The organism is Pelomonas sp. V22, assembly GCF_030014915.1.
Lineage (GTDB): Bacteria > Pseudomonadota > Gammaproteobacteria > Burkholderiales > Burkholderiaceae_C > JAUASW01.
Window position 1 is genome coordinate 286,256 of the sequence record NZ_JAGIXS010000002.1, and the last position, 12,414, is coordinate 298,669.

The 12,414-nt window shown below is 66.7% G+C and carries 13 protein-coding genes; 5 read left to right on the plus strand and 8 right to left on the minus strand.

Features of this window, described 5'->3' with window-relative positions; genetic code table 11:
* The first annotated feature begins 63 nt into the window (after positions 1-63).
* Both efp and J7U46_RS10610 read left to right on the plus strand, forming a co-directional pair.
* The gene (gene efp / locus J7U46_RS10605) at positions 64-618 is read left to right on the plus strand and encodes an elongation factor P (RefSeq protein ID WP_282825568.1); all 555 of its coding nucleotides are present in this window, start codon (positions 64-66) and stop codon (positions 616-618) included.
* A 110-nt stretch (positions 619-728) separates the two neighbouring features.
* Positions 729-2,969, plus strand: a complete 2,241-nt coding sequence (locus J7U46_RS10610; RefSeq protein ID WP_282825570.1) for a CocE/NonD family hydrolase — start codon at positions 729-731, stop codon at positions 2,967-2,969.
* On the opposite strand, the gene ilvB is transcribed toward J7U46_RS10610, so the two are convergent.
* Positions 2,948-4,711, minus strand: coding sequence for a biosynthetic-type acetolactate synthase large subunit (gene ilvB, locus J7U46_RS10615; RefSeq protein WP_282826198.1), 1,764 nt, complete (start codon positions 4,709-4,711; stop codon positions 2,948-2,950). The two genes, J7U46_RS10610 and ilvB, sit on opposite strands and share 22 nt — an antisense overlap.
* Before the next feature lie 124 nt (positions 4,712-4,835).
* Between ilvB and J7U46_RS10620 the strand changes: the two genes are divergently transcribed.
* Positions 4,836-5,297 carry an Lrp/AsnC family transcriptional regulator gene (locus J7U46_RS10620; protein WP_282825572.1) on the plus strand — a complete coding sequence of 154 codons (462 nt, stop codon included), beginning with the start codon at positions 4,836-4,838 and terminating at the stop codon, positions 5,295-5,297.
* Positions 5,298-5,301: 4 nt separating this feature from the next.
* Here the strand turns inward: J7U46_RS10620 and J7U46_RS10625 are convergent, their stop codons facing one another.
* The 7 genes from J7U46_RS10625 to J7U46_RS10655 form a co-directional block, all read right to left on the minus strand.
* On the minus strand, positions 5,302-5,586 hold the full coding sequence (locus J7U46_RS10625) for a hypothetical protein (RefSeq protein ID WP_282825574.1): 285 nt from the start codon (positions 5,584-5,586) through the stop codon (positions 5,302-5,304).
* Positions 5,587-5,618: 32 nt separating this feature from the next.
* Positions 5,619-6,470 (minus strand): 2OG-Fe(II) oxygenase, encoded by an 852-nt coding sequence (locus J7U46_RS10630; RefSeq protein ID WP_282825576.1) that lies wholly within the window; start codon positions 6,468-6,470, stop codon positions 5,619-5,621.
* Positions 6,471-6,504: 34 nt separating this feature from the next.
* Positions 6,505-7,299 (minus strand): peroxide stress protein YaaA, encoded by a 795-nt coding sequence (gene yaaA, locus J7U46_RS10635; RefSeq protein ID WP_282825578.1) that lies wholly within the window; start codon positions 7,297-7,299, stop codon positions 6,505-6,507.
* A 96-nt stretch (positions 7,300-7,395) separates the two neighbouring features.
* A complete protein-coding gene (locus J7U46_RS10640; RefSeq protein WP_282825579.1) occupies positions 7,396-8,754 on the minus strand; it encodes a TolC family outer membrane protein in 1,359 nt (452 codons plus the stop codon).
* A 66-nt stretch (positions 8,755-8,820) separates the two neighbouring features.
* Positions 8,821-9,162: a rhodanese-like domain-containing protein gene (locus J7U46_RS10645; protein WP_282825581.1), complete on the minus strand. Its 342-nt coding sequence runs from the start codon at positions 9,160-9,162 to the stop codon at positions 8,821-8,823.
* A 10-nt stretch (positions 9,163-9,172) separates the two neighbouring features.
* Positions 9,173-9,826, minus strand: coding sequence for a protein-L-isoaspartate O-methyltransferase (locus J7U46_RS10650; RefSeq protein WP_282825583.1), 654 nt, complete (start codon positions 9,824-9,826; stop codon positions 9,173-9,175).
* 52 nt (positions 9,827-9,878) lie between these two features.
* On the minus strand, positions 9,879-10,619 hold the full coding sequence (locus J7U46_RS10655; protein WP_282825585.1) for a TetR/AcrR family transcriptional regulator: 741 nt from the start codon (positions 10,617-10,619) through the stop codon (positions 9,879-9,881).
* 114 nt (positions 10,620-10,733) lie between these two features.
* Here J7U46_RS10655 and J7U46_RS10660 point away from each other — a divergent pair, with 114 nt between their 5' ends.
* On the plus strand, positions 10,734-11,558 hold the full coding sequence (locus J7U46_RS10660; protein ID WP_282825587.1) for an undecaprenyl-diphosphate phosphatase: 825 nt from the start codon (positions 10,734-10,736) through the stop codon (positions 11,556-11,558).
* Between the two features lie 47 nt (positions 11,559-11,605).
* Positions 11,606-12,409, plus strand: a complete 804-nt coding sequence (gene map, locus J7U46_RS10665) for a type I methionyl aminopeptidase (protein WP_282825589.1) — start codon at positions 11,606-11,608, stop codon at positions 12,407-12,409.
* Positions 12,410-12,414: the final 5 nt, after the last annotated feature.

The following is a 12,414-nucleotide window of genomic DNA, read 5'->3' on the forward strand; positions in this document are numbered from 1 at the left end:
ACCCGCGTGATCAACGCGTTCGCCCCGCCAAGGACAACCCAAGCTCCCATCATCGGAACCCCTATGAAGATCGCTCAAGAAATCCGCGCCGGCAACGTGATCATGCACGGCAACGCCCCCATGGTCGTGCTGAAGACCGAGTACAGCCGCGGTGGCCGCAATGCCGCCACGGTGCGCATGAAGCTGAAGAGCCTGCTGAACAACTCGGGCACCGAAGTCGTCTTCAAGGCTGACGACAAGATGGACCAGATCATTCTGGAAAAGAAGGAATGCACGTACACCTACTTCGCTGACCCGATGTATGTGTTCATGGACACCGAGTACAACCAGTTCGAGGTGGAAGCCGAGAACATGGGCGACGCCATCTCCTACCTGGAAGACGCGATGCCCGTGGAAGTGGTGTTCTACGACGGCAAGGCCATCTCGGTCGAACTGCCGACCTCGCTGGTGCGTGAAGTGACCTGGACCGAGCCGGCCGTCAAGGGCGACACCTCGGGCAAGGTGCTGAAGCCGGCCAAGATCTCCACCGGTTTCGAAATCCCCGTGCCCATCTTCGTGGCGCAAGGCGACAAGATCGAAATCGACACCCGCACGCACGAGTACCGCAAGCGCGTCTGAGCCTTCGCTCATTCGGCAACAGCAAAGGCACCTTCGGGTGCCTTTTGTTTTTGGCAGCAGCCGCTCGCTACCATGCGCCGCATCCCAGCTCCGCTCCAGGACACAGGCCCATGCGACGCATCTTCCTCAGGTTCACGCTGTCATTCCTGCTCTTGGGCCTGCCTGTTGCGGCTTCGGCTGAGTCCCTCAAGCTGGACCCGGCCGCGCTCGCCACCAGCATGCCCGGCCTGGCCCGTACGGCCCTGGCGCAGTACCAGGACAGCAATCCCGAGCGCCTGCTGACCACGCGCTTGCGCCTGCAATTGGTGGCCGGCGAGCCGGCCGCAGCGCTGGAAACGATCCAGACTCTGCGCGAGCTGCAGGCCAAGCAAGGCCTGGCCGATGCCGACATCGGCTATCTGCAATACGAGCTCTATGCCCGCGCGCGCCTGGCGAGCGCGGCCGAGAACACCGGCTTCGAGCCCGCCTTCAAGGCCGCCTTCCGCAGCCGCTTCGCCGGCCTGAGTGGGCCGCAGGCTTTCCGCGCCAGCCAGTCCTTCAGCTATGACCTGCCGCGCGCCGAGCAGGCTGTGCAGCGTGCCCTGGGCGGCATCAAGCCCGGCGAGGAGATCACGCTCGATACCGCGCTGCGCCTGCTGCGCGACTACCAGCCCTGGTCGGTCTACCAGGCCATCCTGCCGCTGTCGCCCGCCCTGCTGGCCGAGGACGAAGCGAACCGCTACAGCGTGGAAGCCGTCCGCGTGCGCTCGGGCGCTGCCAGCCTGTCGGCCTACGTGGTCCGACCCAAGGGCGCCAGCAAGCCGCTGCCGGCCGCTTTGCTCTTCACCATTTACGCGGAGCCGCAGCGCAGCTGGGCGCCGGCCGTTCAGGCAGCGGCACGAGGCTATGCGGGCGTCGTGGCCTTCTCGCGTGGCAAGCTGGAAAGCCCCGACCAAATCGCACCCTACGAGCATGAGGCAACAGACGTCAACGCAGTGATCGACTGGATCAGCAAGCAGCCCTGGAACGATGGCCGCGTCGCCATGTACGGCGGCAGCTACGAAGGCTTCTCGCAATGGGCGGCGCTGAAAAACCCGCATCCGGCGCTCAAGACCATCGTCCCCTACGTGGCCGCCATCCCCGGTCTCGGCCTGCCGATGGAGAACAACATCTTCCTGACGGCCAACTACGGCTGGGCCTTCTACGTGGGCAACAACCTCACGCTGGACCATCAGGTCTACAACGACCCGCAGCGCTGGAACCAGCTCTCAGACTGCTGGTTCGAGAGCGGCCGGCCGTTCCGCGAGATCGACCGCGTCGACGGCACGCCCAATCCGCTGCTGCAGCGCTGGCTGAAGCACCCGAGCTACGACGCCTACTGGCAGGCCATGGTGCCCTACGGCCCGGAGTTCGCACGCATCAAGATCCCGGTCCTGAGCATCACGGGCTACTACGACGACGGCCAGATCTCAGCCATCGAGTACGTGAAGCATCATTACCAGCACAACCCGAAGGCCGAGCACTACCTGGTGATCGGGCCCTACGACCATTTCGGCGCCCAGTCCTACCGCAAGCAGGTCGTCTTGCGCGGCTACGCGATCGACCCCGTAGCGCAGATCGACACGCCCCAGCTGACCTTCGACTGGCTGGACCATGTGCTGCGCGGTGGCCCGCTGCCGGCCTTGCTGAAGGACAAGATCAACTACCAGCTGATGGGCGCCAACCGCTGGGGCCATGCGGCCTCGCCAAAGGCGCTGGAGCAGCATCCACGCAAGCTCTACCTGGATGGCGACAAACTCAACAACGGCCAGCCAGCGCGAGCCGCCTCACGCAGCCAGACCGTGGACCTGAAGGACCGCCAGACCATCCACAACGACTATTACCCGAGCCCCATCGTGCGGCGCGAGCTGGAGGCCGGCAACGGCTTGCTGTTCATCAGCGAGCCGCTGGACGAAGCCGCCACGCTGGCTGGCAGCTTCTCGGGCCGACTGAACCTCACGATCAACAAGCGCGACGTGGACCTGGGCCTGGTGCTGTACGAACTGACGCCGGCGGGCGAATACATCCACCTCTCGTACTTCCTCGGCCGCGCCAGCCACGTTGCCGACATGAGCCGGCGCCAGCTGCTGACGCCCGGCAAGCCCACGGCCCTCGCCTTCAGCCGCACACGCATGGTGGCGCGCGAACTGCAAAAGGGCAGCCGCCTGGTGCTGATCGCCAATGTCAACAAGAACTCGGGCGCCCAGCTCAACCACGGCACGGGCAAGGACGTGAGCAGGGAGAGCGCGGCCGATGCCGGCGCGCCGCTGACGATACGCTGGCACAACGACAGCTACATCAGCCTGCCGATTCAGCCGCCCGCCTCACGGTAGGGCCGGCCCTGGCCCAGCCAGATCTCGTTGTGGGCCGCGCCGGCCGGCATCATCGGGAAGCAGTTCTCCTCGGCCGACACGGCGACGTCGAGAAAGAACGGGCCCTGTGAGGCCAGACATTCGGCGAGCGCTTCGCCCAGCTCGTCACGCCGCTCGACCCTTCGCGCCGCCCAGCCAAAGGCCCGCGCCAGGGCTACGAAATCGGGCAAGGCCTCGGTGTAGCTGTGGCTGTACCGGCCGCCGTGTATCAGCTGCTGCCATTGCCGCACCATGCCCATGCGGGCGTTGTTGCACAGCACCAGCTTGACCGGCGTGCGGTGCTGCACGGCGGTCGACAGTTCCTGGATGTTCATCAGCACCGAGGCGTCGCCGCTGACGCAGACCACCAGCGACTCCGGATTGGCGATCTGCGCGCCTATGGCAGCCGGCAGGCCATAGCCCATGGTGCCGGCGCCGCCCGAGCTGAGCCAGCGTTGCGGCCGGCGTGGCGGCAGGTACTGGGCGGCCCACATCTGGTGCTGACCCACGTCGGTGGCAACGATGGCATCGCGCCCTTTCAGCGCCGCCTGCAAGCGGCTCATCAAGGCCTGCGGCAGGATCTGCGGCCCCTCGTCCTCAAAGGCCAGGCAGCGCTCGGCACGCCAGCGCTGGATCTGCGACCACCAGGGTTGCAGGTCGGCGTGGCCGCCGCGCCAGCCACGCTCCAGCGCCTGGAGGCTGGCGCCGCAATCGCCGAGCAAGGCCACATCGGCCCGGCGGACCTTGTTGATGGAGCGGGGGTCGACGTCGAGGTGGATGACCTTGGCGCCCGGGCAGAAGGCATCGAGCCGGCCGGTCACGCGGTCATCGAAGCGGGCGCCGACGCAGACGATCAGGTCGGCGCCATGCATGGCCAGGTTGGCCTCCAGCGTGCCGTGCATGCCCAGCATGCCGAGGAACTGCGGGTCTTCGGCATCGAAGGCGCCGAGACCCAGCAGCGTCAGCGTGCAGGGTGCTCCAGTGGCACGCACCAATCGACTGAAGCTGGCGCAGGCCTCGGGGCCTGAGTTGATCAGGCCGCCGCCGCCGTAGAACACCGGCCGGCGAGCCTCACGCAGCAGGACCAGCGCCTCAGCCACTGACGCCGGTGACGGCGCCTGTGGCTCGGCTCTATGCAAAGGCGCGGGCCGTTCCCATTGGCCCAGCGGCGCGAGCTGAACGTCCTTCGGAAAGTCCAGCAGCACCGGGCCGGGCCGCCCGCCCAGCGCCAGCTCGCAAGCGGCGCGCAGTTGCGAGACCACGGCATCGGCATCACGCAGCTGCGCGCAATGCTTGGTCACCGGCTTGGCCAGGCCCAGGGCATCGCATTCCTGGAAGGCGTCGGTGCCGATGACCGTGGTCGCCACCTGGCCGCTGATGCACAGCAGCGGGATGGAGTCGCAACGCGCGTCGAGCAGCCCGGTCACGGTGTTGCTCATGCCCGGGCCCGAGGTGACGAAGACCACGCCCAGCTTGCCCGTGCTGCGCGCATAGCCCTCGGCCGCATGGACGGCCGCCTGCTCATGCCGCACCAGCACATGGCGCAGCCGTGGCTCGGCATGCAGAGCGTCGTATAGCGGCAGCACGGCGCCGCCTGGATAGCCGAACACGGTGTCTATGCCCAGGGCCAGCAGGCCGGCCACCAGGGCTTCGGCGCCATTGCGAGGGTCGGTTGCGCGGGGAAACGGGCGGTGGGCCGATGAGGCGTCGGCCAGGGCCGGCATGGGCGGGGTCAGGAGCTCTTGCATGTCCGCTACTCTGCCCGCGAAGCCTCGGAAAAGGCTGCTGAATTTGCCGCCACTTCTTCAGTGCACGGAAAAATTTTCCGCACTCATAGAATCCCCCAGCATGAAACTGGACAAATTCGACCTGGACATCCTGAATGCCCTGCAGCAGGACGCCCGCATCAGCCTCAACGAGCTCTCGGGCAAGGTCGGGCTGACCAGCTCCCCCTGCTGGACCCGCATCAAGCGGATGGAGGAAGCCGGCGTGATCGAGGGCTATTCGGTGCGGGTGAACCCGGCGGCGGTGGGCCTGGCCGACACGGTGATCGTGCAGGTCACGCTGGACAGCCACTCGGACGAAGCCCTGTTCGAGTTCGGCCGCGCGCTGGAGCAGATCCCCGAGGTGATGGAGGCCTTCCTGGTCTCGGGCGACTACGACTACTACGTGCGCATTGCCGTGGCCGACACGCGCGACTACGAGCGCCTGCTGCGCGAGCGGCTCTACAAGATCCCCGGCATCCGCCACAGCAAGAGCAGCTTCGTGCTGCGTGCGCTGAAGCAGAGCCAGTTGCCGCTGCGGCGCTGAAGGCTCAGTTCAGCGGGGTTCCTGTCGCTTTGGTCGCTTTGGCCGCCTTGGACTTGACCTGGTGATGGGCCTTGACGGCGGGCTTCTTGCCGCCCTTCTTCCCCGCCTTCTTCGCCGGCTTCTTGGTGGGCTTGCCGGCCTTCTTCACCGGCTTCTTGTGGGCCTTCTTGAGCGGCTGCGTGGGTGCTGATGGAGCAGCCGGCGCGCCCTGTGCCTGCACGGCCGTGACGTTGAACCCCAGCAGCAGGGCCGCTGCCAACGTCCACACCTTGATTTGCTTCTTGTCCATGGCGAACTCCTGTCTGAATCTCTGAATAGGGCCTACTCGAACACGCCTTCGCGCATCCACTTGGTCGCCACCCACTTCTCGCCGGCAATGACAGGCGAACCGCCGTGCAGGGTGCGCGTGCTGGCATGCGGGCGGTCGTAGCTGAAGAACACGGCATTGCCCTTGACCGGCAGCACCTCGAGGCCGATGTCGGGGAACACGGTCGAGCCGCCCTGCTCCGGCGTGTTCAGGTACATCACGATGGTGCCCACCCGCTGGCCGCCGCGCTTGAGGATGGTCGAGGTGCTGGAATGCTGGGGATCGAAATAATCGTAGTGCGGCAGGTACTCGGCACCCGGTCGGTAGCGCAGCACCTGCAGGCCTTCGCCGTTCTCCAGCGGCCAGCGCAAGAGCTTGGCCAGGCGGGCCTCGATGCGCTTGCACAGCTCGGTCTCGCCGCGGTCGAAGAACATGCCGTCGCTGGTGCGGGCGGCGTTCACCTCGCTGCCGTCCTGCGTCAGGGTGACCGTCTCGGAGCGCGCCAGGCGGCTCTCGGACTGCGCCACCATGGCATCGCATTCATCGTCGGACAGCAGGCCGCCGAACACCACGACGCGCGGATGCTTCATGCTGATCAGCACCTCGACCTCGCGGTCGCCCGCCCAGAGCTTGCTCGGCATGCCGGCGAGGTCGGGCTCGGGCACCGGTACGCCGCGCGGCAGCTTGGGGTCCTCGGCCACCAGCCCGAGCGAGCGCTTCAGCGTCTCTTCGAGCGCGCGGATGCTGACCGGGTCTTCCCAGCCGCTGCTGCGCATGGCGGCCAGGGTCTGTTCGGGGCTCACGCCGGCCTCGGCCTGTTCCAGGATCCAGCGGCGCAGTTCGGGGGTGATGGCTTGGATGCTCATGATGGGGGCAAATTCTGCCTCGAACCGCAGCGCCTCAAGCCGCAGTCAGATCAACCCGGCGACGGAACAGCAGGCGCTCCGGAGTGGACGCCTTGGCATCGAGCTGGTAGCCCTCGGCGGCAAAGTCCTTGAGCCCCTCGGGCCGATCAACGCGCTGCTCGATCGCATAGCGTGCCATCAGGCCACGCGCCCGCTTGGCGAAGAAGCTGATGACCTTGTAGCGGTCGCCCTTCCAGTCCTCGAACTGGCAGTCGATCACGCGGGGCTTCAGCGCCTTGCGGTCGGCTGCCCTGAAGTACTCCTGCGAGGCCAGGTTCACCATCACCGGCACGGCCTGCGCGGCGGCGCGCTTGTTCAGATGCTCGGCCAGGCGATCCCCCCAGTAGGCGTAGAGGCTGTTCCCGTGCGGATTGACCAGGGAGCGCCCCATTTCCAGCCGGTAAGGCTGCATCAGGTCCAAGGGCCGCAGCACGCCATAGAGGCCCGACAGGATGGCCAGGTGCTGCTGCGCCCATTGCAGCTGCTCGACGCTGAGCTTGGGGGCCTGCAGGCCTTCGTAGACGTCGCCATTGAAGGCCAGCACGGCGGGCTTGCTGTTGCTGGCGGTGAAACGCGGGCGCCAGGCCTTGTAGCGTTTCACGTTCAGATCGGCGAGCGCTTCGGACAGCTCCATCATCTCGGCCACCTGGGCACTGCTCAGCTCGCGCAGCAGTGCTATCAGCTCCTGCGACTGCGGCACGAACTGCGGGCGCGTGGCCAGTGCAGCGAGCTCGGGGGCAACGGGTGTTTCATAGTCGAGCGACTTGGCGGGCGAGAGCAGGTAGAGCATGGGCGGGATTGTCTCTTGGCGTGCAAGGAGGAGCGCGCAAGTAGAAACGCCGACCACCCTTGCAGGCGGCCGGCGTCGCGACATGGGCTACGGCGATTACTTCGTCAGCAGCTGGTTGATCGCCGAGATGTCTTCGGGACGCAGTTGGCCAGCAGCCTGACGCAGCTTGAGGCCGGTCACCAGCACGTCGTAGCGGGCCTTGGCCAGGTCGCTTTGCGTGGTGTACAGCAGGGTCTGGGCATTCAGCACGTCGAGGTTGACGCGCACGCCGACACGGTAGCCGACCTGGGTCGATTCAAGGGCCAGCTTGCTGGACGACTCGGCCGCTTCCAGCGCCTTGACCTGGGCCGTCAGCGACTGCACGCCGAGGAAGCCGCGACGTGTGCTCTCGTTCACCAGGCGACGCACGTACTCGAGGTCGTTGCGCGACTTCTCTTCCAGCTTCAGCGCTTCCAGCACGCGGTTCTGGCTGGCACCGCCGGTGTAAAGCGGGTAGTTGATGCTGACGCCGATGCTGGCGCTCTTGGAGGTGCCAGAACCGGCGGCCGCAGCGGCCGCGCCGCTCAGGCTGGTATGCAGGTTGGACAGGCCGACCGAGCCGCTCATGTCGACGGTCACGCCGTCGGCGGCGCGGGCCTTCTTGGTTTCCAGCTGGGCCACTTCCAGACCCAGGCGGGCCTTGCGCACGCTGGGGTTCTGCTCGTCGGCCTGGGCAACCCAGGGGTCCAGCGTCAGCGGCAGCACAGCCGGCAAGGCCACCGGCTGCACCAGGGGCTTGGGCTCGACATTGGCACGGCCGACGATCTGCTCCAGCGCAACGCGGCGCACGCGCAGGTCGTTCTCGGCAGCGATTTCCTGGGCCAGCGAGCGATCGTAACGGGCCTGCGCTTCGCGGGTGTCGGTGATGGTGGAGGTGCCGACCTCGAAGTTGCGCTTGGCCGAGGCCAGCTGTTCGGCGATGGCAGTCTTGTTCGCACGGGTGCTGCCCAGCACGTCCTGTGCGGCCAGCACGTCGAAATAGGCCTGAGCCACGCGCACGATCAGGTCCTGCTCGGCGGTTTCCAGATCAGCCTTGGCAACGCTCAGGCTGCGCAGCGACTGTTCGATGGTGATCGCATTGCCGCGGTTGTAGAGCGAGTAGCTGGCCTTGACGCCGGCTGTGGTGGTCGTGGTGTTCAGGGAGGAGCCGGAGGGCGACTCGCTGCGCGCCAGCGTCGTACCGGCACCGAGGCCCACCGTGGGCTTGGCCAGCGCACCGACCTGGGCCGCGCGGTACTCGGCCGACTCGGCTGCTGCGCGGGCAGAAAGGAAGCTCGCGTCATAGGCGCGGGCCGCATCGTAGAGGTCCTGCAGGCTCTGTGCCTGGGCGCCAGCGCTGGCAAAGACGCCCACGGCGATTGCGGCCGCCAGGCGGCTGAAGCGTTGACGCAGGACGGGAGCGCGGTGGTCAGACATGGGTTTCCTTTTCGCGACGGTGACGCGGGTCATGGTTCCGGATGTACAGCGGTGAATCGACTCAGCTCAGTATCGGGGCACGGCAGGATCAACCGCCAGCGACCAGGCTTCGATGCCGCCGGCGAGGTTATAGACGGACTGCAGGCCCTGGCGCCGCAAAAATGCGACGACCTGCAAACTTCTGACGCCGTGGTGGCAATAACAAACGACAGGATGCAGGGGGGCCAGCTCGCCGAAGCGCTCCGGCACCTCGCCCATGGGCATGTGCAGGCTCTCCTGCTCGGGCGCATCGATGCGGCAATGCTCGCGCTCCCAGGCTTCGCGCACGTCGAGCAGCAGCGGCACCGGGCCGGCGCCGCCCTGCAGCAGCGCGTGCAGGTCCGGTGCCAAGAGTTGCAGCTCGCTCATTCGTTGGAGATCAGAACTGGAAAGCAGGCTTGTCAGCGAAACCCGCCAGGCGCGGCGCGACGGTGTCGAACAGCTCGCGACGGCTGCATTCGCCGCTGGCCTGGCGCGTGAACAGCGTGGCCTGCATCATCGGGCCCGAGCCCACGATGGCCAACAGGCGGCCGCCGGTCTTGAGCTGGTCCAGCAGGGCTTGCGGCACTTCGGCCACCGAGCCGCTCAGCAGGATGGCGTCGAACGGTGCCTCGCCGGCCAGGCCTTGAGCACCGGAGGCCTCACGCACGGTGGCGTTGGACAGTCCGGCGCGCTTGAGTTTTTGCGAGGCCTGGGCCGCGAGGGTCGGGTCTTGCTCCAGCGTGACCAGGCTCTTGGCCTGGTGGGCGATCAGCGCACTCAGATAGCCGGCGCCGGTGCCGATCTCGAGCACCTTGTCCTGGCGCGTGAGCTTGAGCTCCTGCAGCAGCCGGGCCTCGACCCGCGGCGCCAGCATCTGGCGGCCGCCGCCCAGTGGCAGTTCGGTGTCCATGAAAGCCAGGCCACGGTGGGCTTCGGGTACGAAGTCTTCGCGCTTGACCTGGGCCAGCAGCTGCAGCACGCCGGCGTCCAGCACGTCCCAGGGCCGGATCTGCTGCTCGATCATGTTGAAGCGTGCCTGTTCGATGTCCATGTCAATCAATCCTTCGAGAACCGGGTCGTGCAAAAAAGCGGAATGGCGGATTCTATTTCGGCCGCCGGGCCGCTGGGGGTGTCGAAAGCCGCTGTGGTTCGGGCGCCCGCTCAGGCACCTGTTCGGCGCTCAGCAAGCCCTCCAGCATCAGGTCCAGCTGCAGGTCCAGCACCCGGCGCGGATCCATGTCCGGGTCGTGCAGCATGCAGGCGCCGAAGGAATGCTGATGCAGTGTCAGGTGCAGCATCGGCGCGATCAACACATGGACCGCATCGTCCACCTTGACGCGCCTGAACTCGCCGCTGGCCATGCCGCGCTCCAGCAGGCCGGCGAGCAGCCGATGCGTCGGGGCGATCACCTCATCCACGTAGAACTGGGCCAACTCCGGGAAGTTGCGCGCCTCCGCCATCATGATCTTGCTGATGCCGCCGGCCGGCCCGAGGCCGATGCGCTGCCACCATTCGTGCATCACCTCGCGCAGCAGCCCCGCCATCGGGCCTTGGTGCTGAGCCAGCATCAGCTCGCCATCGGCGATGTGGCTGGACAGGTTCTCGCGCACCACGGCCTTGAACAACTCCTCCTTGCTGGGGTAGTACAGGTAGAGCGTGCCCTTGGAAACGCCGGCCCGCGCCGCCACCTCCTCAGAGCGCGTCGCCGCGAAGCCCTTCTCCACGAACAGCGCGAGCGCAGCCGCCAGCAACTCCTGCGGACGCGCCTCCTTGCGGCGCTGGCGCTGCGGCGCTGCGGCGGCACGGGTGGCGCTGGGGCTCGAATGGGGGGCGGCGGGCGGCATGGCTAGTAATGACTGGTTGGTCAGTAATATAAACGCCACCCCGGAGGCAATCAAGGCGGCAAGGCCTCGCAGCTATCATCGCGCCCTCTCAAAACAAGACTGCCGGAGCGCTGCTTGGACCTCATCCTGTTGATCAAGGCCGCCGTGATGGGCGTGGTCGAAGGCCTGACCGAATTCCTCCCGATCTCCTCGACCGGCCACCTGATACTCACCGGCTCGCTGCTCGGCCTGACGGATGCCAAGTCCAAGGTCTTCGATGTGGCGATCCAGAGTGGCGCCATCCTGGCCGTGGTCATCGTCTACTGGCAGCGGCTCAAGGGCGTGCTGCTGGGTCTCGGCTCAGACGCCAAGGCCCGCCGCTTCGTGCTGAACGTGGGCATAGGCTTTCTGCCCGCCGCCGTGATCGGCCTGCTGGCCTACAAGGCCATCAAGGCCCATCTGTTCAATGCCCCGGTGGTGGCCAGCGCCTTCATCGTTGGCGCGCTGATCATCCTGTGGGTGGAGCGCCGCGCCCAGCCGCTGGCCCGCATCCAGGACGTGGACGACATGACGCCCCTCGACGCGCTCAAGGTCGGCCTGGTGCAGTGCCTCGGCATGATCCCCGGCACCAGCCGCTCGGGCGCCACCATCATCGGCGGCATGCTGCTCGGCCTGTCGCGCAAGGCGGCCACTGATTTCTCGTTCTTCCTGGCCATCCCGACCCTGGTGGGCGCGGGCGTCTACAGCCTCTGGAAGGAGCGCCATGCGCTGTCCATGGCCGACGCGCCGATGTTCGGTGTGGGCTTCGTGGTCAGCTTCCTGGCCGCCTGGATCTGCGTGCGCTGGCTCTTGCGCTACATCTCCAGCCACAGCTTCGTGCCGTTCGCCTGGTATCGCATCGGCTTCGGTGTCGTGGTGCTGGCCACGGCCTGGAGCGGTGTCGTGGTGTGGGCCGACTAGGCCCCTTGGCCGCGCCGGACCGCCCGACCGCATAAAATCCGCCTCCTATGACGATCACGATCAAAGACGCGGCCGATATCGCCGCCATGCGCGTCGCTGGCCGACTGGCCTCCGAAGTCCTGGACATGCTGACCGCCCACGTGAAGCCGGGCGTCACCACCGAGCAGCTCGACAAGCTGGCGCATGATCACATCGTGAACGTGCAGCAGGCGATCCCGGCACCGCTGAACTACTGCCCGCCGGGCTACACGCCCTACCCCAAGTCGATCTGCACCTCGATCAACCACCAGGTCTGCCACGGCATCCCGAACGACAAGCCCTTGAAGAACGGCGACATCGTCAACATCGACGTCACCGTCATCAAGGACGGCTGGCATGGCGACACCAGCCGCATGTTCATCGTCGGCGAGGGCTCGATCGCGGCCAAGCGCCTTTGCCAGTTCACCTATGACGCCATGTGGAAGGGCATTGCCAAGGTCAAGCCGGGCGCCCGCCTCGGCGACATCGGCCATGCGATCCAGACCTTTGCCGAGAACGCCGGCTTCTCCATCGTGCGCGAGTTCTGCGGCCACGGCATCGGCCAGGTCTTCCACGAAGAGCCGCAGGTGCTGCACTACGGCCGCCCTGGCACGCTCGAGGAGCTGGTGCCTGGCATGGTGTTCACCATCGAACCAATGATCAACGCCGGCCGCCGCGAGATTCGCGAGATGGGCGATGGCTGGACCATCGTCACCAAGGACCGCTCGCTGTCGGCGCAGTGGGAGCACACCATCGTCGTGACCGAAACTGGCTACGAGGTGATGACGCTCTCGGCCGGCAGCCCGCCGCCGCCGGCTTTCATCACTGGATGACCGGG

Coding starts and splice junctions, on each gene's coding strand:
- map (WP_282825589.1), top strand. CDS start 11,606: ATGACGATCACGATCAAAGACGCGGCCGATATCGCCGCCATGCGCGTC.
- J7U46_RS10640 (WP_282825579.1), bottom strand. CDS start 8,754: ATGTCTGACCACCGCGCTCCCGTCCTGCGTCAACGCTTCAGCCGCCTG.
- efp (WP_282825568.1), top strand. CDS start 64: ATGAAGATCGCTCAAGAAATCCGCGCCGGCAACGTGATCATGCACGGC.
- yaaA (WP_282825578.1), bottom strand. CDS start 7,299: ATGCTCTACCTGCTCTCGCCCGCCAAGTCGCTCGACTATGAAACACCC.
- J7U46_RS10630 (WP_282825576.1), bottom strand. CDS start 6,470: ATGAGCATCCAAGCCATCACCCCCGAACTGCGCCGCTGGATCCTGGAA.
- J7U46_RS10655 (WP_282825585.1), bottom strand. CDS start 10,619: ATGCCGCCCGCCGCCCCCCATTCGAGCCCCAGCGCCACCCGTGCCGCC.
- J7U46_RS10625 (WP_282825574.1), bottom strand. CDS start 5,586: ATGGACAAGAAGCAAATCAAGGTGTGGACGTTGGCAGCGGCCCTGCTG.
- J7U46_RS10610 (WP_282825570.1), top strand. CDS start 729: ATGCGACGCATCTTCCTCAGGTTCACGCTGTCATTCCTGCTCTTGGGC.
- ilvB (WP_282826198.1), bottom strand. CDS start 4,711: ATGCCGGCCCTGGCCGACGCCTCATCGGCCCACCGCCCGTTTCCCCGC.
- J7U46_RS10620 (WP_282825572.1), top strand. CDS start 4,836: ATGAAACTGGACAAATTCGACCTGGACATCCTGAATGCCCTGCAGCAG.
- J7U46_RS10650 (WP_282825583.1), bottom strand. CDS start 9,826: ATGGACATCGAACAGGCACGCTTCAACATGATCGAGCAGCAGATCCGG.
- J7U46_RS10645 (WP_282825581.1), bottom strand. CDS start 9,162: ATGAGCGAGCTGCAACTCTTGGCACCGGACCTGCACGCGCTGCTGCAG.